The following is a 20,084-nucleotide window of genomic DNA, read 5'->3' as shown; positions in this document are numbered from 1 at the left end:
GCCAGACGGACGGCTGCTGAACCGGAAGAAGGAGGGACGGCAATGGCGAAAGATTACGAAACTGTCATCGGTCTGGAGGTACATGTGGAGCTTGCCACCAAGACCAAGATTTTCTGCGGATGCTCCACGGCCTTCGGCGGCAAGCCCAATTCCCACACCTGCCCGGTGTGCACGGGCATGCCGGGCTCCCTGCCCGTGCTGAACAGGAAGGTGCTGGAGCACGCGGTGGCGGTGGGGCTGGCCACCAACTGCCGGATTACAAGATACTGCAAGTTCGACAGGAAGAACTACTTTTACCCCGACAACCCCCAGAACTACCAGATTTCCCAGCTCTATCTCCCCATCTGCCGGGACGGCTATGTGGAGATAGACTTGGAGGAGGGATTGGAGGGCGAAAAAGCCTCTACGCCCGGGAAGAAGCGCATAGGCATCCATGAGATCCACATGGAGGAGGACGCCGGGAAGCTGATTCATGACGAGTGGGAGGACTGCACTTTGGTGGACTACAACCGCTCCGGCGTTCCCCTGATTGAAATCGTGTCCGAGCCGGACATGAGGAGCGCGGAAGAGGTCATCTCCTACCTGGAAAAGCTGCGCCTCATCATCCAATACCTGGGAGCCAGCGACTGCAAGCTCCAGGAGGGCTCCATGCGGGCGGATGTGAACCTGTCCGTCCGGGAGCTGGGTTCAGCCCATTACGGCACCCGCACCGAGATGAAGAACCTGAACTCCTTCCACGCCATCTCCAGGGCCATCGAGGGGGAGCGGGAACGCCAGATAGATCTGCTGGAATCCGGGAAAGCCGTGGTGCAGGAGACCAGGCGCTGGGACGATTTGAAAGGTACATCCTACGCCATGCGCTCCAAGGAGGACGCCCAGGACTACCGCTACTTCCCGGATCCCGACCTGGTGCCCGTGAGCATCGATGATGCGTTTTTGGAGGAAATCCGCGCCAGACAGCCGGAATTCCGCACGGAAAAGATGGAACGGTACAGGTCTGAGTACCATATCCCTGACTACGATATTGAAATCATCACCGGTTCCAAATCTATGGCAGATATCTTCGAGGCCACCGTGGCCTTGGGGGCCCAGCCCAAGAAGGTGTCCAACTGGCTCATGGGGGAGACCATCCGGCTGCTGAAGGAGAGGGGGCTGGATCCGGAGGACATCCGCTTCTCCCCGGAGCACCTGGCGAAGCTCATCGCCCTGGCCGAGAGCAAGGCCGTCAACTCCACCGTGGCCAAAGAGGTCTTTGAGCTGATGTTCGAACAGGACATGGATCCGGAGGCGTATGTGGAGGAGAAGGGGCTGAAGATGGTCAGCGACACGGATGCGCTGCGCAGGGTGGTGGAGGAGGTCATCGCGGCCAACCCCAAGTCCGTGGAGGACTACCGGGGCGGCAAGGACAGGGCCATAGGCTTCCTGGTGGGCCAGACCATGAAGGCCATGAAGGGCAAGGCGGATCCTGTCACTGTGGACAGGCTGTTGCGGGAGATGCTGTGAGGATAAACGGAAAAAGGACAGCTTTTAGGCTGTCCTGATCTGTCTTCGGGGGGTGGCCGCATGGCCGAAGGGCTATTGTCAAAGGGCTACAATAGAATCTAAGGGCTACAATAGAATCCAAGGGAGGATTCTATTGTCAAAGGGCTATTGTCTAAGGGCTATTGTAGGAGGAAGTCCACATACTGGGACACTGTCTCCAGATGGGGGCTGGTGGCGGGCACTGCCAGGATGCCCTCCCCGCCCAGGAAGATATAGGTCTCATTCAGGGCCTTTGCCTCTCCCAGGCAGATGCCCACGGGAACGGGCTGCTCCATGGCTTCCGGCTTTCTGGGATCCGGGCGCTCCGGCATGGCATTGGAGTCATAATCCGGATCCATCTGGGCTTCGCTGATAGCCTCCGCCACGGCCTGATCCATGTAGAAGAAATAGGGCTCATATGCCTCCAGCTGCTGGGCTGTGAGCACATCCCTGAGGTCGTAGAAGGTTTCGCTGTAGGCGTACTGCTCTATGACGGCCTCGTCCGACAGGAGGGCATCGATCTCCCCCGCCGCCACCAGCACCATCAGCTTCTGGAGGGAGGCAGCGGTGTTCTGGTCCGTGGAGGTGTAATCTATCTGCATGCTGGAATCGGCCATGACATCGAACTCCTCTGTGTCGATGCCCGCGTATTCGGCGAAGGAGGCCAGCTGCTCCTCCCCGGTGCCGATGTCGAAGGCATTGACCAGGGAGACGGAGAAAGCCATCTCCTTCCTGGTCGCCATATTGTAGATCATGGAGGCGGCGAAGACGATGATCGCCACCGCTGCCACCACATGCCATTTATAGTAGTCGAGGAAATATCGGAACTTCTGTTTCGGGGTACCGTGCTTCAGCGCTTCCCGTTCTTCTCTGAATTCATCCATTACCGGCATGGCTTGTCCACCTTTCCTGTGTGTAGGCATCATCTTGCCGCCTGTATTTTATACTGCGCACCGGTTAAATTTGCAGTGCGACCCGACTGCAGACCGCCAGCCAGGTACTTTCCCGGGGACACCACTGTAAATCCTGGCGGTCTACAGTATACCCTTCAAATCATAATACTTTCCAGGCGGGATTGTCAATGCATCTATTGTTACAAGATTCTAAAAAAAGGATAAAAAAGCATCGGGATGAAAAACTGCCGTGAAACTGTCTTGCAAGTTAGCGGAAGATAGTTTATTATGATAAATAGGAACTGGCACCAGAAAATGAAGACAAAGGAAGGACGATGTAAAATGAGTGACGCTTATGTGGAATGTTTGGTAAAGGCGAAGCCCTCCGTATTGGGCAAGATAGGCGGGTTCCTGCTGACCGCGCTGTCAGTGCTCTGTGTGCTGACCATATTCGTGCTGCCGCCCCTGATGCTGTTCGCCTTCATCGGCGCGATCCTGTTCGGGGTGGGGGCCTATTTCGTGAAGATGTTCACAGACCTGGAATACGAGTACCTCTACCTGGACAAGGAGCTGGTGGTGGACAAGATCATGAACAAGACCAGGCGCAAGAGGGTGGCCACGTACCAGCTGGACAGGATCGAGATCCTGGCGCCCATCAAGAGCTACCACCTGGACAATTTCAGGAACCGCAACGTGAACAAGCAGAAGGACTACAGCATCGGGGAGGAGCTGCAGCCGGACAAGCGCTACCTGATGTTCTACGAGGGCGGCGAGAAGATTGTGCTGAGCCCTTCCGAGGAGCTGATCAAGCTGATGAAAAATGTGGCCCCCAGAAAGGTTTTTTCGGATTGAGCTTATTGACAGAAATGTAAAATTTTGGTAAACTCATGAAAATCATAACTGTAGGGTACTGGAGATGGCATGAGCCCATGCCGGCCCCGGGGGAAGCAAGGACGGGAACGCGCCCGGCATTCTCAGAGGGCGTATCGGCATGGGGCTTTTGCGCAAACGTGAACAGGAGGAGAGTATGGGACAGATTATCGGAGAGGGCATAACCTTTGACGACGTGCTGCTGGTGCCTGCGTATTCGCAGGTGGTGCCGAACCAGGTGGAGCTGGACACATGGCTGACGAAGAAGATCAGGCTGAACATCCCCATGATGAGCGCGGGGATGGACACGGTGACCGAGCACCGCATGGCCATCGCCATGGCAAGGCAGGGCGGCATAGGCATCATCCACAAGAACATGTCCATCGAGGCCCAGGCCGAGGAGGTGGACAAGGTAAAGCGTTCTGAGAACGGCGTCATCACGGATCCGTTTTCCCTGACTCCCGAACATACGCTGGGGGATGCCGACGCACTCATGGCAAAATTCCGCATCTCCGGCGTACCCGTCACAGAGGGGCGCAAGCTGGTGGGCATCATCACCAACCGCGACCTGAAATTCGAGACAGACTTCACGAAGAAAATCAAGGAATCCATGACCAGCGAGGGGCTGATCACCGCCCATGAGGACATCACGCTGGAGGAGGCGAAGCAGATCCTGGCGAAGGCCAGGAAGGAGAAGCTTCCCATCGTGGACAAGGACTTCAATCTGAAAGGCCTCATCACCATCAAAGACATCGAGAAAGCCATAAAATACCCCCTGGCGGCAAAGGACGCCCAGGGAAGGCTCCTGTGCGGCGCAGGCGTAGGCATCACCGCCAATGTGCTGGAGCGTGTGGCCGCTCTGGTGGACGCCAAGGTGGACGTGATCGTGCTGGACAGCGCCCACGGACATTCCGCCAATGTGCTGAACTGCCTGAAGATGATCAAGGAGAAATATCCCGAGCTTCAGGTCATCGCCGGGAACGTGGCCACGGCGGAGGGGGCGAAGGACCTGATCGAGAGCGGAGCGGATGCCGTCAAGGTGGGCATCGGCCCGGGCTCCATCTGTACGACCAGGGTAGTGGCCGGAATCGGCGTGCCCCAGATCACGGCCATCATGAACTGCTATGAGGTGGCCAGGCAGTACGGCGTGCCCATCATCGCGGACGGCGGCATCAAGTATTCCGGGGACATCACCAAGGCCATCGCCGCAGGCGGAAGCGTGTGCATGATGGGCAGCATGTTCGCGGGCTGCGAGGAGAGCCCCGGGGACTACGAGCTGTTCCAGGGCAGGAAGTACAAGGTCTACCGCGGCATGGGCTCCATCGCGGCCATGGAGAACGGCAGCAAGGACAGATATTTCCAGGAGAACGCCAAGAAGCTGGTGCCCGAAGGCGTGGAGGGCCGGGTGGCCTACAAGGGGGCGGTGGAGGACACCGTGTTCCAGCTGCTGGGAGGCCTGCGCTCCGGCATGGGCTACTGCGGGGCCCACAGCATCGAGGAGCTCCAGGAGAGCGGCAGGTTCGTGAAGATATCCGCGGCTTCCCTGAAGGAGAGCCATCCTCACGACATCCATATCACGAAGGAAGCGCCCAATTACAGCGTGGACCAGTAGGGGCCGCGAAGGGAAGGGCGGGGATTGTACAGAAACAGGGAATGTCCGGTGGACATTCCCTGTTTTGGCATGGCTCTTTTCGCTCAGACCCCCTGGCGTCCGGGGCTACATGAATTTATCCAGCTCCGCCTCCACCTGGGGCATCTTTTTTATTTTAGGGTCCCGGATGACCGTTCCCCTGGCCACCACCATGCTGAGATTCCTTAAGACAGTCAGGTCTTCCAGAGGGTTCCTGGCGCACACGATGAAGTCGGCGCATCTGCCGGCCTGGATGCTACCCGTCACGTCCCCGATGCCGGCAAGCTCGGCATTGCGCTTCGTGGCCGTATACAGGGCGAAGGAGTTGGGCACCCCGCAGCATTTATGGAAATACTGCAGCTCCCGCCACATATCGTAGTGGGTCACATAGGGGCATCCGGTATCGGTGCCCAGGCCTACGGGGATGTCGTTTGCCAGGCACTGCTTGGCGCAGTCCACGATGCCCCGGAAGACCACCTCCCCGTTGAAGCGTTCCGTTTCCGACACATGGCTGACCTCCGGGTCGAAGAGGGCGTAGGGCAGCGCAGGGGAGAGGGTGGCCACATGGACCGCGCCCGTCTCCCGGAACAGGCGTATGATCTCCGCGTCCGGCTTCGCGCCGTGCTCGATGGTGTCCACGCCGTTCTCCAGGGCCACCCGCATCCCCTGGGGGCTCTCCACATGGGCGGCCACCTGGAACCCCAGCCTGTGGGCCTCGTCGCAGGCGCTCTTCACCAGAGCGGGCTCCATCTTCAGGACGCCCGGCTCCCCCTTTACCGTGGCATCCAGCACGCCGCCTGTGACCATGAGCTTTATCAGGTCAGGCTTGTCCGCGGCGATTTTCCGGACATACGCCGCGGCCTCCGCCGGGGTGGTGGCCTCATAGGCCAGAGACCCTGCCATATGGCCCCCGGGCACGGACACCGCCATGTTGCCCGCCAGGATGCGGGGGCCCACAGCCTTTCCCGCGGCAATCCTGTCCCGGATCCATGTGTCGTAATTCTCTATCCCGCCCACGGAGCGGAAGGTGGTGACGCCGCTGAGAAGCTCTGTGCGGCAGTAGGACTTGTACATATATTCTATGTATTTGCGGGTCAGGGCGTTGGATGTGGCCAGCTTCACGCTCTTTTTCGCGTCCATGGGCTTCTTGCTGGGCTTTCCGCCCGCCGGGATGTGGACGTGCAGATTGATCAGCCCCGGCATCAGGTACTGGCCGCCCAGGTCGATTACCTCGAAGCCCTCCAGGCTGCAGTCCTGTTCCGGCAGCACTGCGGCAATCCTGTCGTCATCCACCAGCACCGCCTGGCCCCGTCTTGGGGTCATGTGCTCGCTGCCGTCCAGGAGCATCAGATTCGTAAAAGCTCTCTTCATATTGAGGGATACCTCCTGTTCATCTGCCATCTACAGGGCCTACGGGAAAGCCTGCAAGCTTCATGGCTGGAAGCGTGTAAAAAAGCCGGACCCATGACTGCAATCATAAGTCCGGTGTGTCTTCAGTTCAATTAAACCAGTCCGCCGGGGACGGTGCGCCCCATCCTACTGGAACAGCTTCAGCATCATGGAATCCTGGTTCATCTGCTTCTTCAGCATCAAGTTCCTGTACTCGCTGAGCAGGTCTTCCTTCTTCTTCTCGGAAATCGCCTTTGGCATATCCAAATCCTCGATACGGCTCCTGGAGCTGAGCTGCTCCAGGCTTGCGCCTGTGTTGTAATTATAGGCATGCTCCAGACGGTTGGTGGATGCGCCCAGGTTGCTGCGCTGATCGGCTACTTTGCTGATCGCGGCATCGATATCGTCCAGATTGAACTTCTTGGTCACATCGAAATCGGCGATGCCCAGGGCCTCCAGGGTGGAGTTCGCCATGCCGATGCGCATGCCGCTGCCGTCCGGATTGGTGGCGATGTGCATGTCGGCCATGCTGCCGTCCAGGAGCTTCTGCTCGTTCAGCGAAGTGGTCTTGGACATGGACTGGATGCCTTCCTTCAGTTGATTGATTTCGTTCTGGTAATACTTCTTGTCCGAAGCGGAAGAAAGGCCGTTCATGGAGCGCAGGGCCAGATCCCGGATCCTCTGCAGATAATCCATCACGCCGCCCAGAGCGCCGTCGGCCACGTTCAGGGCACCCATGCCCTCTTGCGCGTTCTGCGCGCCTACATTGAGCCCTGTCTCCTGGGCCTGCATCTTCTTGCCAATGGCAAGCCCTGCCGCATCGTCCGCGGCGGTATTGATCCTCTTGCCGCTGGAGAGATGGGAATATGAATTATAAATTCCATTTGTTACAGTCATGCTGCTCATAACGGAACCTCCTTTTTGTCAGATTTTACATCATAATGAAAGCACATAACCTTCCTCTTGCATCTGCTTTTCTTTATTATATAATCTTTTGCCATATTTTTCAACTGTATTTTCGTTTTTTTCTGTCCTGAAAATATATTGAAAATATATTCCTGCCAGGACATGCCGGACGGCCCGGGGGCAGGGAGGGGGGCAGGAGGGAGCAAAAAGGGGCTTCCTTTTTCGGGCCGGCCATGGTATACTAAAACGGAAGTCTCCCAGTTTTTTCCAGGAGGATGCATCGGCATCCCGCGGCATGGCTGGAGGGCTTTTCCTATGTCTCAAGAGCAAAACAAAAAGGAGTGAGAGGAAAGTGAGCGGGAACAAAGCGGACTCCCGTGGCCGGGAGATGAAAAGAAGCCTGAACGGCAGGATATTGAGGAACACCCTGCTGAACATTTTCGTGCTGGTGCTGGTATGCTGCGGAATCATGTGGGCGGCCATGCAGTCTTTGGCCAACAACATTCTGCTGGACAGCCTGCAGCCCATGGCCCGCCAGTCGGCCAAGACAGTGGAGGCCAATATCCACATGCTGGCGGACCGGATGATGAACATAGCCGGAGATCCCCGGATGGCGGGGGAAGCCGGCGGCGGGGCAGGGGGAGAGGAGGCGCTCCGGGCAGACCGGGAGCAGCTGCTCATGGAGGCGGCCAAGATTTATGAGCTGTATGCCATCGGCCTCTATGATCTGGAGGGGCAGCTGGTACAGGGGACCGACACCGCGCCGCAGCGCCTGGACGGCGAATTCTTCTCCCTGCTGCAGGAGACCGACAATATGACTACGGATTCGTCTACAAAATTCCAGGAGGGACTGGGCATCACCATGGGCATGCCGGTGAAGGAGGAGGGGGAGACCACCCTGTATGTGGTGGGCGTCTATAAATACGACACCCTGAATGATGTCATCAGCAGCATCAACCTGGGCAGGCACGGCATCGCTTACATGGTGAACCATGGGGGCGCCATCACCGGCCATCCGGACCAGACGCTGGTTCTGGAGGGAGAGACCATGGAGGGTCTGTGCGGAGGGGACCGGGAGGTTGCGGATCGGGTGGTCACCGACGAGACCGGCGCCACGGAGTTCTCCGTGGAGGGCGGGATCATGCTGGCCGCCTTTTCCCCCATCCGGGGGACACAGTGGTCCCTGGTGATTCAGGTGCCGAAGGCGGACTACGGCTCCTACATCAACGGCGCCATTCTGGTGGCGGTGTCGGCCACATTTGTGGTACTGCTGTTCTCCATACTGGCAGTGCTGCGCCTGGCCAGGTCCATCTCCCGCCCGGTGAAGAAGGTGACGGACCGGATGGTGGCTTTGTCTGACGGCGACCTCCATACGGAGGTGGCCCGGATCCGGACCAGGGACGAACTGGAGCTGCTGACCCGGACATTGGGGGATACCGTGGAGAGCGTCAACCGCTACATATCGGATATCCAGCAGGTACTGACCCAGGTGGCGGAGGGGAATCTGCAGGTGGAGCCCCAAATGGACTACAGAGGAGACTTCGTGCAGATCCGGGGGAGCCTCGGCACCATCCTCCGCTCCATGAACGAAACCATTCTGGGCTTCCGCTCTGCCGCCGACCGGCTGGCAGGGATGGCAGAGGAGCTCAACGGCCAGTCCGGCCAGCTCCATCAGGCCTCCATGGAGCAGACCCGGTCCACGGAGGAACTGGTGGACGAGGTGTCCCATGTGAAAGAGAGCCTGGCCAGCGTCACGAAGAGCAGCAGCCAGACCAGGGTGAAGACGGAAGAAATCTCCCAGTGCATCCGGGAGGCGAACATGCGCATGGACGATCTCTCCCAGGCCATGGACGATATCAGCGTCAATGCCCAGAAGATCACCAAGATTGCGGAGGACATCGAAGACATCGCGTTCCAGACAGGCATCCTGGCGCTGAATGCGTCCGTGGAGGCGGCCCGGGCCGGAAGCGCGGGCAAGGGTTTCGCCGTGGTGGCGGAGGAAGTCAGGCAGCTTGCCTCCAAGAGCAGCGAGTCCGCCAAAAGCGCGGCGCAGATGGTGGGCAGCACCAAGACCATCATCGAGAGCGGCGTGAAGCTCACCGGAGCCGCCGCCAGCTCTTTCCGGGAGATATCGGCCGTCTCCGAGCAGATCAGCGGAATCACCGACGAACTGGTGACGGCGGTCCGGGGACAGGAGAGCGCTCTGGTGATCATGGAGGAGCGGATCGGGACGATTTCGGCCATTGCGGAGAGAAACCTGCAGAATGCCGCCGGAACGGAGCAGTCCAGCTCCGGCCTGGCAAGAGAGGCGGAGGCCCTTCAGGACCAGGTGAAGAGATTTGTGGTGAAGGAGGGAAGGGGCAGATGAAAAGGATAGCAAGCATCGTATTGGCCCTGTTGGTGACGGGATTCCTGACAGCCTGCGGCAGCGGCCAGGCAGGGCTCCAGGACGGCTACTACACCGCCCAGGCCGCCGAGTACAGCCATGGCTGGAGGGAATATATCACCATCATGGTGAAGGACGGGAGCATCGTCTCCGTGGAGTACAATGCGGAGAACGCCAGCGGATTCATCAAGAGCTGGGACACTGCCTACATGCAGTCCATGCTGGACGTGACGGGCACCTACCCGAACCAGTACACCCGCTTTTACGCCGGGCAGCTTCTGGAGAAGCAGGGGGAAGGGGAGATCGACGCCCTCACCGGGGCCACTTCTTCCTACGGCTCCTTCCAGAAACTGATGGCCGCGGTCCTGGAGCAGGCCGGGAAAGGGGACTCCAGCATCGTGTATGTGGATACCGGGCACTGAGGCGCAGGGATGGAGGCCAGGCATCCCAGGGGGTTGGTGATTTGTGGATTGCGTGTGCGGATGTTATTCCCGCGAGCAATGAGCCAAGCGGCCGTGCTTGCACGGCCAGTTGGCGAATGCCGCGAGGGTCAAATACCCCGCTGCTCTGCAGCGTTGCAAGCTTGATACCCCGTTGCTTGCAGCGGGGTATTTGATTTGTTTTTTGATAAAAAGTTCGCCTTACATGCCAGTTAGGCGAACTATTCGATATCTACGTCAGGTGCCATAAGCCGTTTGCAGGGACTGACGTGATGATTTGGCTGCCTTGCCCGGGAACAGGGCGAGGCGGCGGATATGGAGTGTGAAATGCCTAGTCCTTAATTACACCATCGTCATGTACGACAAGTCCAGATTCGAAGTGAAGATTGTGCAGGAGGTCAGCAAACTTGCGATTCATATATGGAAGGCGGATGCCGATGTCAGCCTCGTGACCATTGGCAATCAGAGCTATTATGTCTATCGGTATGAAGGAAGCTTCAATGGCATTGATGATGCAGCAGTACTGATCAGCTATCCAAAGGATGCGTTCCATGCTCCAGGGGCCCTGCGGGCTTTTATCAGCACGGATGCCTCTCTGGGCACCCAGGAGATTCTGGACAGATATACGGAAAGGTGGCCGTCTTCCGTCAGTCTAAGGACAAACTGGCATTTGACAGATACCAGGTTCGTTCCTCGAAAGGAATTCAGAGGTACTGGCTGTTGATGCCGCTGGCACATTTGATTGCGAGTGCTGGTAACGCGAACTCTCCATTGACTTTTCCAAAGAATCCCTTAGAATAGAACCATAGAATCAAGTCTTATAGGTTCTGCGGTAGCTCCCTGCAGGGCAGCGCAGACAGGGCAAATATTTTCCAGGAGGGTGTCGCCATGGCAAGGACGGTAGGTATCGGACATCAGGACTTCGGGCAGTTGATTCGGTCAGGTTGTTTCTACATCGACAAGACTCAATTTATAAAGGAGTGGTGGGAGAACAATGACATAGTCACCCTGATTACCCGGCCAAGACGTTTCGGCAAGACCCTTAACATGAGCATGGTGGAGCATTTTTTCTCTGTGGAACATTCAGGCGGCGGGGAACTTTTCGAAAGGTTCTCCATCTGGCAGTCTAAGACTGGCAAGGATGGTTCCCCTGGAGGGGAGAAGCCTACGGAAGAGGATTATAAGTACAGGCAGCTGCAGGGGACCTATCCCGTCATCAGCCTGTCCTTTGCCAAGGTGAAGGAGACGGACTTCATCAACGCGAGGAAGAAGATATGCCTGATTATCAAAAATCTGTATAATAAATATGCCTTCCTGGCCGACAGCGGCTGTCTGAACCAGGACGAGAAGGGCACATGGCGGGAGATATCGGTGGATATGGAAGACTATATGGCCACAGATTCCTTGAATGCCTTATCCAATTACCTGTCGCGCTACTATGGGAAGAAAGTCATCATCCTGCTGGACGAGTATGATACTCCTATGCAGGAGGCCTATCTGAACGGCTATTGGACAGAGCTGTCAGACTTCATGAAAGGAGTGTTCAATGCCGCATTCAAGACGAACCCTTACCTGGAGAGGGCAATCCTGACCGGGATTACGCGAATCAGCAAGGAATCGCTGTTCTCGGATCTGAACAATCTGGAGGTAGTGACTGCCACGTCCAATAAATATACAGATTCCTTTGGCTTTACGGAGGAAGAGGTATTCGCCGCATTGGAGGAATATGGCTTGGGCGGGAAGAAGCAGGACGTGAAGAGCTGGTATGATGGCTTTGCCTTTGGGGACAAGCGGGGCATCTACAATCCCTGGTCCATCCTGAACTTCCTGGACAAGGGCAGGCTGGATGCCTACTGGGCGAACACCAGCTCCAACAGCCTGGCAGGGAAGCTGATCCGCGGGAGCGGCCCGGAGGTGAAGATGGTGATGGAGAGCCTTCTGAAGGGAGATGCCTATCATACGGCATTGGACGAGCAGATTGTCTTCAATCAATTGGATTATAAGGGCAGCGCCGTCTGGAGCCTGCTCCTTGCCAGCGGCTATCTGCGCGTGGATTCGGTCGTCTTTGATATGGAAAGGGGAAGGCCGGAATATGACCTGGCCCTGACGAACAGGGAAGTCCAATCCATGTTCGAAGGGATGGTCGACGAGTGGTTTAAGGAATACACCCCCGCCTACAATGGGTTCGTGAAAGCCCTGCTGAAAGGCGACCTCCGCGAGATGAACCTTTACATGAACCGGGTTGCCCTGGATACTTTCAGCTTCTTTGACAGCGGGAACAGGCCATCCGAAGCGAATGAGCCGGAGCGGTTCTACCATGGCTTCGTCCTGGGGCTGCTGGTGGATCTGCGCGGGCAATATGTAGTCAATTCCAACAGGGAGAGCGGTTTCGGCAGGTACGACGTGATGCTGGAGCCGCAGGACCAGGAGGAAGATGCGATAACAAATAATCGCTTTAAAGACGCGATTATTATGGAATTCAAGGTACATGACCCGGAAGGGGGAGAGCGGACGCTGGAAGACACGGTACAGTCTGCATTGAAGCAGATTGAAGACATGAAATATGCGGCGGCTCTGGAAGCGAAAGGCATTCCAACGGACAGGATTCGGAAGTATGGTCTTGCGTTTCGGGGGAAGGAAGTGCTGATTGGGTGAAGGGTATTTCGGCAGGCTTCCACACAATATTTTGAAAAATTGTAATTTTGTCTTCTAATTTTGTGCAAAAAGCAGTTGGAATGCCTGGCGAATTTTGGTATAATAAAAAACAGTCGGGCAATAAGGCCGATTCATTGAGTTTTGCCTTAAAATAGATTGAGAGTGTGAAAGGAGAAAGAAGTGAAGAAGACGAACACGACGGAAGCAAAGACGCAGACGGACATGCCGGAAGCCTCTGAGAAGAAGCCCACGTTCGACAAGGAGCTTTTCAAGAGGAGTGTCCTGTATAATGTCATGAACATGTACCGCAAGACATTGGAGGAGGCCACTCCCCAGCAGATTTTCCAGGCGGCTTCCTATTCTATCAAGGACAGGGTCATCGGCAACTGGATGAACACCCAGAAAGCCTATGACAGGGAAGACCCCAAGATGGTGTACTATATGTCCATGGAATTCCTCATGGGCCGCGCGCTGGGCAACAACATGGTAAACCTCCAGGCCTACGAGGGGGCGAAGGAAGTCCTTGAGGAGCTGGGCGTGGACATCAATGTGCTGGAAGACCAGGAGCCCGACGCGGCGCTGGGCAACGGCGGATTGGGACGGCTGGCGGCATGTTTCCTGGATTCCCTGGCCACCCTTGGATATCCCGCTTATGGCTGCGGCATCCGCTACCGCTACGGCCTGTTCAAGCAGAAGATCGAGAACGGTTTCCAGATAGAGATTCCGGACGACTGGCTGGCGGAGGGCAATCCCTTCGAGCTGCGCAGGCCGGAGTATGCCAAGAAGGTGAAATTCGGCGGCTATGTCACCGTGCGCACCGATGAGAACGGCAGGAACCATTATGTGCAGGAGGACTACCAGTCGGTGAAGGCCATCCCCTACGACATGCCTATCGTGGGATATGGCAATGGCATCGTCAACACCCTGCGGGTGTGGGATGCGGAGTCCATGGGCGGCTTCCAGCTGGATTCCTTCGACAAGGGCGACTACAGCAAGGCAGTAGAGCAGGAGAACCTGGCCAGGAACCTGGTGAATGTCCTCTATCCCAACGACAACCATTACGCGGGCAAGGAGCTTCGCTTGAAGCAGCAGTATTTCTTCATCTCCGCTTCCGTCCAGGAGGCCGTGGACAAGTATATGAGGAAGCATAACGACATCCGCCGCTTCCATGAGAAGGTGACCTTCCAGCTCAACGATACCCATCCTACCGTGGCCATCCCGGAGCTGATGCGCATCCTGCTGGACGACTATGACCTGACCTGGGAGGAGGCCTGGGAAGTCACCACAAAGACCTGCGCCTACACCAACCATACCATCATGGCGGAGGCCCTGGAGAAATGGCCCATCGACCTGTTCTCCAGGCTGCTTCCCAGGGTGTACCAGATTGTGGACGAGATCAACCGCAGGTTCATCCGCCAGATCGAGCAGAAATACAGGGGCGTACACGGCGTGGATGTCCAGGAGAAGATACGCAAGATGGCCATCCTGTACGATGGACAGGTGAAGATGGCCCATATGGCTATCGTGGCCGGGTATTCCGTCAACGGCGTGGCAAGGCTGCATACGGAAATCTTGAAGCACCAGGAGCTGAAGGATTTCTACGAGATGTTCCCGGAGCGCTTCAACAACAAGACCAACGGCATCACCCAGCGCCGTTTCCTGCTCCACGGCAATCCCCTGCTGGCCGATTGGGTCACCTCCAAGGTGGGCGACGGCTGGATCACGGATCTGCCCCAGATCGCGGGCATCAAGGCCCTGGCGGAGGACAAGAAGGCTCAGAAGGAGTTCATGGAGATCAAGTACCAGAACAAGCTGCGCCTGGCGAAATATATCAAAGAGCACAACGGCATCGATGTGGATCCCAACTCCATCTTCGACGTACAGGTAAAGCGTCTCCATGAGTACAAGAGGCAGCTGATGAACATCCTCCATGTGATGTATCTGTACAATGAGCTGAAGGCCCATCCGGAGATGGAGTTCTTCCCCAGGACATTCATCTTCGGGGCCAAGGCCGCGGCGGGCTATAAGAACGCCAAGCTCACCATCAAGCTGATCAACGCGGTGGCGGAAGTGGTGAACAACGATGCTTCCATCGGCGGCAAGATCAAGGTGGTATTCATCGAGAACTACAATGTGTCCAACGCAGAGATCATCTTTGCCGCGGCGGATGTGTCCGAGCAGATTTCCACCGCCAGCAAGGAGGCCTCCGGCACGGGCAACATGAAGTTCATGCTCAACGGCGCCCTGACTTTGGGCACCATGGACGGCGCAAATGTGGAGATCGTGGAAGAGGTGGGAGAGGAGAACGCGTTCATCTTCGGCCTGTCCTCCGATGAGGTCATCAATTACGAAAACAACGGCGGCTACGATCCCATGCAGATCTTTAACAGCGACAAGGACATCCATAAGGTGCTGACCCAGCTGATCGACGGAACCTATGACAAGGACAAGGAGCTGTTCCGCACCCTGTACAACTCCCTGCTGAACACCCTGTCCACCTCCAGGGCGGATACCTACTTCATCCTGAAGGACTTCAAGCCCTATGCGGAGGCTCAGAGGAAAGTGGAGGCTGCCTACAGAGACAGCGAGGGCTGGGCGAAGAGCGCCATCCTGAATGTGGCATGCTCCGGCAAGTTCACCTCCGACAGGACCATCCAGCAGTATGTGGATGAAATCTGGCATCTGGACAAGGTGACTCTGTAAACTGGAGAAATAGAAGTGTCTTATTTGAATAAAAAGGATAAAATGTTGCAAAGGCGTGCGATTGGGCACGCCTTTGCGGTAATATGCCTGCTGGGCCTGGCCGCTCTCACGGGCTGCGGTAATGCCGGCGAGGGAGGCCAAAAGGAAGGGACGGGTGGTGGAGCCTGGGAGAAGCATATCACGGAGGAGACTGTCCAGCTGAAGGGAATCGAGGGGGAGTATACCCTGCTGTTTTTGACGGATACCCATGCGATCGTCCAAAGCCAGGGGGCTTCGGAGCAGGAGGCGGCCAACGAGGAGGCCCGGTATCCCACCTTTTTCAATGAGGAAGGGGTGCCGTCAGCGGAGCAGTTCCCGGAGTGGATTCGGTATGCCAATGAGAACGGGGTGGATGCCGTCCTGCTGGGCGGAGACATCATCGACACGCCCTCGGAAGCCAATCTCAGGTGGCTGGAAGAGCAGCTGGGGCAGCTGGACATGCCCTATCTGTATGTCAATGGCAACCACGACTGGACCTATCCCTGGGAGTATATGACGGAGGCGGGGAAGGAGGCCTATCTGCCTTTGCTGGAGCCGTTCATGCAGGATAATACAGTGATTCACTCACTGGATTTCGGAGAATTTACGGTGGTGGGCATTGACGACAGCCCGGGCCAGGTGGAGGTTGGCGTGTTCCCGGCATATGAGGAGATTCTGGCAGAGGGCAGGCCTGTGATCGTCCTGGCCCATGTGCCCTTCATGACCCAGTCGGTGCTGGGGAAGGCCAGGGAAGCCTGGAGCAGCCCTGTAGTGATTGGGGCGGGTAATTACGGCGGGATTTATCCCAATGAGGATTCGGAGCGGTTCGTGAGCCGTACCACCGCTGCTTCCAGCCCGGTGGAGCTGGTGCTGGCGGGCCATGTCCATTTTTATGACAGAGATGTCATAGAAGGGGAAAAGCAGGTGCTGCAATTGGTAGGCGGTGCCGGATTCCGGGGGGAGGCAATCCTGATTCATATCACCGGCGGAGAATGAACCGGAGGAAGTGCTGCGGAAATAGCGATTCGGGGAGGAGCTTATTTGGAGATTGTAAAAATAAATCGGCAGAACCTTGCGGATATAAACAAGGCGAATCAGCCCTTTCGGATTATCGGGAAAATAAAACCTGCATTAGCAGACGGAATATGGACATATACAGAAGAAATCTACGGACAATCCTATGTAAAGGCATATCTGGACGATGACTTGGATTACGCTGCTTATATAGATGATCCGGACAAAACCATTTATCTGGCCTATTCCGGCAGCGAATGCATCGGACAGATCGTCCTGAGAAAAGACTGGAACAGATATGCGTTTATAGAGGACATTTGCGTCGCACAATCCGCCAGAGGACAGGGCGTGGGCACCGGTCTGATACAAAAGGCGGTTCAATGGGCGGAAGATTCCGGTATGAAGGGGCTGGCACTGGAGACACAGGACAATAACCTGCTGGCCTGCCGTTTCTATGCCAAGTGCGGCTTTGTGATCGGTGCGGTGAATACCATGCTTTACAGGAACTTTGATAATGAGGAATCTGCAGTTTTCTGGTATCTGCGGAACACCAAACAACAATAAGAAAGGAACCCAACATTATGGTAGAATTAATGCAAGGCGGCGCCTACCTGGTAAACGGCAGGGAGATCATCGCCGATACGCCCGAGGCGCAGCAGGCGCTTCGCAGCAGAACCGGAAAGGAAATCACCAGAGAGGAAGCGAAAAAACAGACAATCTGTTATGAAATCCTGGAGAGCCACAACACCTCCGGCAATATGGACAAGCTGAAGATTAGATTCGACAAGCTCACCAGCCACGACATTACCTTTGTAGGCATCATCCAGACTGCCAGGGCCTCAGGGCTTGAGAAATTCCCCATGCCCTATGTACTCACCAACTGCCACAATTCCCTGTGCGCCGTAGGCGGCACCATCAATGAGGACGACCACATGTTCGGTCTGTCCTGCGCCAAGAAATACGGCGGCGTCTATGTGCCCCCCCACCAGGCAGTGATCCATCAGTATGCCAGAGAGATGCTGGCGGGCGGCGGCCAGATGATTTTAGGCTCCGACTCCCACACCCGCTATGGCGCACTGGGCACCATGGCAGTGGGCGAGGGCGGCCCGGAGCTGGTGAAGCAGTTGCTGAACCAGACCTATGACATAGGTAGGCCCCAGGTGGTGGGCGTGTACCTGACGGGAGAGCCTGTGAAGGGCGTGGGCCCTCAGGACGTGGCCCTGGCTATCATCGGCGCCGTGTTCAAGAACGGCTATGTGAAAAATAAAGTGATGGAGTTCGTAGGCCCCGGCGTGGCCTCCCTGAGCGCGGACTTCCGCATCGGCATCGATGTGATGACCACGGAGACTACATGCCTGTCGTCCATCTGGGAGACAGACGGGGAGATTGAGGAATTCTATGAAATCCACGGGCGGAAAGAGGATTACAGGAAGCTGGCTCCCGGGGAAGTGGCCTATTATGACGGCATGATCCAGGTGGATCTGTCCAAAGTGCGCCCCATGATCGCCATGCCTTTCCATCCCAGCAATACCTACACCATCGAGGAGCTGAACGCCAATCTCATGGACATCCTGGAGGAGACGGAGAAACGCGCTTTGGTGAGCCTGGACGGCGCAAAGGGCCCGGACGGGTCGCCTCTGCGGTTTTCTCTGAAGGACAAGGTGAGGGACGGGAAGTTCACGGTGGAGCAGGGCATTATCGCAGGCTGCGCGGGCGGCGGCTTCGAGAACATCTGCGCCGCGGCGGACATCCTGAAGGGCAGCTCCATCGGCACTGACAGCTTTACCTTAAGCGTGTACCCGGCCTCCATGCCTGTCTACCTGGAGCTGGTGCGCAACGGTTGCGCGGCGGCCATCCTGGAGACGGGCGCTGTGATGAAGACGGCTTTCTGCGGCCCCTGCTTCGGCGCGGGGGACACCCCGGCCAACAATGCTTTCAGCATCCGCCATTCCACCCGGAACTTCCCCAACAGAGAGGGAAGCAAGCTCCAGAACGGCCAGATTTCTTCAGTGGCCCTGATGGATGCCCGTTCCATCGCCGCCACCGCGGCCAACAAGGGCGTGCTGACCCCGGCCACGGAATTTGACGGGGAACTGTCCAAATATAAGTATCATTTCGACAGCAAGATATACCGGAACCGGGTCTTTGATTCCAGGGGCGTGGCGGATCCCGGCGTGGAGATCCAGCTGGGGCCCAACATCAAGGACTGGCCCGAGATGGGGGCGCTGCCGGAGAACCTCCTGCTGCAGGTGGTCAGCGAGATCCACGATCCTGTCACCACCACGGACGAGCTGATTCCTTCCGGGGAGACCTCCTCCTACCGCTCCAATCCCCTGGGGCTGGCGGAGTTCACCTTAAGCCGCAAGGATCCGGATTACGTGGCCCGGGCCAAGGAGATCCAGAAGGCGGAGAAGGCCCGCATGGCCGGGGGGCATCCATGCCATGAGCTGCCCGTATTGAAGGAGCTGATGGGCGTGATCAGGGGGCAGTACCCTGAGGCGGACCACTCCAACACGGGCTTCGGCTCCACCATCTTCGCCGTGAAGCCCGGCGACGGCTCCGCCAGGGAGCAGGCCGCCTCCTGCCAGAAGGTGCTGGGGGGCTGGGCAAATATCGCCAATGAATATGCCACGAAGCGTTACCGCTCCAACCTGATCAACTGGGGCATGCTGCCCTTCCTGATCGAAGAGGGAGAGCTGCCCTTTCAGAACCTGGACTATCTCTTCTTCCCCGGCATCCGGAAGACCGTGGAGGAGAAAGCGGAGACGATTGTGGCCTACCGGGTGGACAAGGACGGCCTGAAAGCTTTCACCCTTCGCCTGGGCGAACTGACCGACGAGGAGCGTCAGATTATCCTGAAAGGCTGCCTGATCAATTACAACCGGGTGGGATGACGGAGAGCGGAGGGCAGGGCCTTGCGTGGCTTCTGCCCTTTTGGCGTATCCGGGGATTCGACATAGTTGGAAAGTCCTGAAAGGCTGCCTGATCAATTACAACCGGGTGGGATGACGGAGAGCGGAGGGCAGGGCCTTGCGTGGCTTCTGCCCTTTTGGCGTATCCGGGGATCCGACATGGAAGGAAAGCAGATGAGGCAAGAGGAAGCGGAGGAAAGGGACCGGTGTCATGACGGATGCCGGGAAAGGCGGTGGATATCATGTTGATTGAACCAAGGGAGATGACATTCCCATCAGGAGAGCATGTCACCATCCGGAGCGCGGCGGCAGAGGACGCGGAGTCCCTGTGCGCCCACCGGACGATCACATCGGCGGAGACTTATTTCATGTCCAGGTATCCGGAGGAGTGTATTTATGACATAGATGTCATGAGAGCCAGCCTGACGGAGATTGCGGAGAGCCCGAAATGCTTTATGGTGACGGCCTTTCTGGAAGGGCGCGTCATCGCGGACCTGGGGGTATCTTATGTCCGAAGCTATCTGAAATACTGCCACAGGGCTTATCTGGGGGTTTCCATCCAGCAGAGTTACTGCAACTTAGGGCTGGGCGGCATCATGCTGGAAATCGCCATAGAGCAGTGCCGCAAAAACGGCTTCGAGCAGCTCGAGCTTGGCACCTTCGAGGACAATGCAAGGGCGCTCCACCTGTACGAAAAGCACGGCTTCCAAAGATACGGCGTCCAGCCCAGGGCCTTCAAGCTGAAGG

16 protein-coding genes are annotated in these 20,084 nt (G+C 57.1%); 12 read left to right on the top strand and 4 right to left on the bottom strand.

From position 1 onward, the window contains the following. Positions 1 to 42 precede the first annotated feature (42 nt). Positions 43 to 1,503, top strand: a complete 1,461-nt coding sequence (gatB, locus tag Q2B33_RS03185) for an Asp-tRNA(Asn)/Glu-tRNA(Gln) amidotransferase subunit GatB (protein ID WP_300783674.1) — start codon at positions 43 to 45, stop codon at positions 1,501 to 1,503. Positions 1,504 to 1,661: 158 nt separating this feature from the next. On the opposite strand, the gene Q2B33_RS03180 is transcribed toward gatB, so the two are convergent. Next, positions 1,662 to 2,405: a hypothetical protein gene (locus Q2B33_RS03180; protein ID WP_300789249.1), complete on the bottom strand. Its 744-nt coding sequence runs from the start codon at positions 2,403 to 2,405 to the stop codon at positions 1,662 to 1,664. Positions 2,406 to 2,756: 351 nt separating this feature from the next. Between Q2B33_RS03180 and Q2B33_RS03175 the strand changes: the two genes are divergently transcribed. Beyond that, positions 2,757 to 3,266: a hypothetical protein gene (locus Q2B33_RS03175; RefSeq protein ID WP_296455887.1), complete on the top strand. Its 510-nt coding sequence runs from the start codon at positions 2,757 to 2,759 to the stop codon at positions 3,264 to 3,266. 175 nt (positions 3,267 to 3,441) lie between these two features. Then, the gene (gene guaB / locus Q2B33_RS03170) at positions 3,442 to 4,896 is read left to right on the top strand and encodes an IMP dehydrogenase (protein ID WP_300566462.1); all 1,455 of its coding nucleotides are present in this window, start codon (positions 3,442 to 3,444) and stop codon (positions 4,894 to 4,896) included. 105 nt (positions 4,897 to 5,001) lie between these two features. Here guaB and Q2B33_RS03165 read toward each other — a convergent pair whose 3' ends face one another. From Q2B33_RS03165 to Q2B33_RS03155, 3 genes are all read right to left on the bottom strand, one after another. Then, positions 5,002 to 6,285 (bottom strand): amidohydrolase family protein, encoded by a 1,284-nt coding sequence (locus Q2B33_RS03165; protein WP_300566465.1) that lies wholly within the window; start codon positions 6,283 to 6,285, stop codon positions 5,002 to 5,004. A gap of 165 nt (positions 6,286 to 6,450) precedes the next feature. Then, a complete protein-coding gene (locus Q2B33_RS03160) occupies positions 6,451 to 7,209 on the bottom strand; it encodes a flagellin (RefSeq protein WP_300566467.1) in 759 nt (252 codons plus the stop codon). Further along, complete coding sequence (locus Q2B33_RS03155; RefSeq protein ID WP_300816021.1) at positions 7,206 to 7,496, bottom strand: hypothetical protein; 291 nt, start codon at positions 7,494 to 7,496, stop codon at positions 7,206 to 7,208. Before Q2B33_RS03155 ends, Q2B33_RS03160 begins: the two co-directional genes overlap by 4 nt. Positions 7,497 to 7,561: 65 nt before the next feature. On the opposite strand from Q2B33_RS03155, the gene Q2B33_RS03150 reads away from it, so the two are divergent. The 9 genes from Q2B33_RS03150 to Q2B33_RS03110 all read left to right on the top strand — a co-directional run. After that, positions 7,562 to 9,577 carry a methyl-accepting chemotaxis protein gene (locus Q2B33_RS03150; RefSeq protein ID WP_300566470.1) on the top strand — a complete coding sequence of 672 codons (2,016 nt, stop codon included), beginning with the start codon at positions 7,562 to 7,564 and terminating at the stop codon, positions 9,575 to 9,577. Further along, positions 9,574 to 10,017: an FMN-binding protein gene (locus tag Q2B33_RS03145; RefSeq protein WP_300566473.1), complete on the top strand. Its 444-nt coding sequence runs from the start codon at positions 9,574 to 9,576 to the stop codon at positions 10,015 to 10,017. The genes Q2B33_RS03150 and Q2B33_RS03145 overlap by 4 nt, the downstream gene beginning before the upstream one ends. 340 nt (positions 10,018 to 10,357) lie before the next feature. Further along, positions 10,358 to 10,759, top strand: coding sequence for a hypothetical protein (locus Q2B33_RS03140; RefSeq protein WP_300566476.1), 402 nt, complete (start codon positions 10,358 to 10,360; stop codon positions 10,757 to 10,759). A 164-nt stretch (positions 10,760 to 10,923) separates the two neighbouring features. After that, positions 10,924 to 12,690, top strand: coding sequence for an AAA family ATPase (locus tag Q2B33_RS03135; protein ID WP_300566479.1), 1,767 nt, complete (start codon positions 10,924 to 10,926; stop codon positions 12,688 to 12,690). A 222-nt stretch (positions 12,691 to 12,912) separates the two neighbouring features. Further along, positions 12,913 to 15,393: a glycogen/starch/alpha-glucan phosphorylase gene (locus Q2B33_RS03130; protein ID WP_300566515.1), complete on the top strand. Its 2,481-nt coding sequence runs from the start codon at positions 12,913 to 12,915 to the stop codon at positions 15,391 to 15,393. A 42-nt stretch (positions 15,394 to 15,435) separates the two neighbouring features. Beyond that, positions 15,436 to 16,407: a metallophosphoesterase gene (locus Q2B33_RS03125; RefSeq protein WP_300566482.1), complete on the top strand. Its 972-nt coding sequence runs from the start codon at positions 15,436 to 15,438 to the stop codon at positions 16,405 to 16,407. Between the two features lie 51 nt (positions 16,408 to 16,458). Then, the gene (locus Q2B33_RS03120) at positions 16,459 to 16,989 is read left to right on the top strand and encodes a GNAT family N-acetyltransferase (protein WP_300566518.1); all 531 of its coding nucleotides are present in this window, start codon (positions 16,459 to 16,461) and stop codon (positions 16,987 to 16,989) included. A 17-nt stretch (positions 16,990 to 17,006) separates the two neighbouring features. Then, positions 17,007 to 19,319: a hydratase gene (locus tag Q2B33_RS03115; RefSeq protein WP_300566485.1), complete on the top strand. Its 2,313-nt coding sequence runs from the start codon at positions 17,007 to 17,009 to the stop codon at positions 19,317 to 19,319. A gap of 236 nt (positions 19,320 to 19,555) precedes the next feature. Then, a partial coding sequence (locus Q2B33_RS03110; protein ID WP_300913857.1) for a GNAT family N-acetyltransferase occupies positions 19,556 to 20,084 on the top strand: 529 nt, incomplete at its 3' end.

This window comes from uncultured Acetatifactor sp. (assembly GCF_948601915.1).
Taxonomy (GTDB): Bacteria; Bacillota; Clostridia; order Lachnospirales; family Lachnospiraceae; genus Acetatifactor.
The sequence above is the reverse complement of the archived record's forward strand: the minus strand, read 5'-3'. Positions and strand labels throughout refer to the sequence as shown.

Bases quoted from the DNA above. Each gene is read 5' to 3' on its own strand.
- gatB (WP_300783674.1), top strand. From the start codon at position 43: ATGGCGAAAGATTACGAAACTGTCATCGGTCTGGAGGTACATGTGGAG.
- Q2B33_RS03180 (WP_300789249.1), bottom strand. From the start codon at position 2,405: ATGGATGAATTCAGAGAAGAACGGGAAGCGCTGAAGCACGGTACCCCG.
- Q2B33_RS03175 (WP_296455887.1), top strand. From the start codon at position 2,757: ATGAGTGACGCTTATGTGGAATGTTTGGTAAAGGCGAAGCCCTCCGTA.
- guaB (WP_300566462.1), top strand. From the start codon at position 3,442: ATGGGACAGATTATCGGAGAGGGCATAACCTTTGACGACGTGCTGCTG.
- Q2B33_RS03165 (WP_300566465.1), bottom strand. From the start codon at position 6,285: ATGAAGAGAGCTTTTACGAATCTGATGCTCCTGGACGGCAGCGAGCAC.
- Q2B33_RS03160 (WP_300566467.1), bottom strand. From the start codon at position 7,209: ATGAGCAGCATGACTGTAACAAATGGAATTTATAATTCATATTCCCAT.
- Q2B33_RS03155 (WP_300816021.1), bottom strand. From the start codon at position 7,496: ATGCCGATGCATCCTCCTGGAAAAAACTGGGAGACTTCCGTTTTAGTA.
- Q2B33_RS03145 (WP_300566473.1), top strand. From the start codon at position 9,574: ATGAAAAGGATAGCAAGCATCGTATTGGCCCTGTTGGTGACGGGATTC.
- Q2B33_RS03135 (WP_300566479.1), top strand. From the start codon at position 10,924: ATGGCAAGGACGGTAGGTATCGGACATCAGGACTTCGGGCAGTTGATT.
- Q2B33_RS03130 (WP_300566515.1), top strand. From the start codon at position 12,913: ATGCCGGAAGCCTCTGAGAAGAAGCCCACGTTCGACAAGGAGCTTTTC.
- Q2B33_RS03125 (WP_300566482.1), top strand. From the start codon at position 15,436: ATGTTGCAAAGGCGTGCGATTGGGCACGCCTTTGCGGTAATATGCCTG.
- Q2B33_RS03115 (WP_300566485.1), top strand. From the start codon at position 17,007: ATGGTAGAATTAATGCAAGGCGGCGCCTACCTGGTAAACGGCAGGGAG.